The organism is Winogradskyella sp. UBA3174 (genome assembly GCF_002364335.1).
In the GTDB taxonomy this organism is placed as follows: Bacteria; Bacteroidota; Bacteroidia; order Flavobacteriales; family Flavobacteriaceae; genus Winogradskyella.
In genome coordinates this window covers 9,921-10,336 of sequence record NZ_DEXW01000006.1, presented here as the reverse complement: position 1 = coordinate 10,336, position 416 = coordinate 9,921, and the positions used below count along the sequence as shown (strand labels likewise).

At 36.1% G+C, this 416-nt stretch carries 1 pseudogene; it reads left to right on the top strand.

What is annotated here, in order from left to right:
* Positions 1 to 416, top strand: a pseudogene (locus tag B2U95_RS00690) (hypothetical protein); the annotation flags it as partial.

The window sequence follows — 416 nt, the reverse complement described above, 5'->3', positions numbered from 1 at the left end:
GAAAATGGGCATAGTTCTGGACTGTCATTAACATATGATCGATATGACGGCGACCAAGTGATGCAACTCTTAACAAGTGATACAGAAATAGGTGATAAAAGAAATGTATCGAGTGCTTTAATGTTTAGCGACCGAACTGCAAACGCATCTCGGGAAGAAACAAATAAAATATTTGCAGCGTTAGATAGTATTAAAGACAAAAAATTAAGAAGACAAAAATACAGAGAATATTCAGATCAAGGACTTATAGGGGGGACGCCAAGGATACTGCTAGGAAAAACGAGAGGTAAAAAAAATGGATTATTTCTATTTGGAAATAACGGAAAACCAAAAGCTCAGTTCTATGTTGATAAAAACAACAATGTAAAACTAGAGGTGTATGATGACGAAGGTAACGTAACCAACTCATGGCCAGA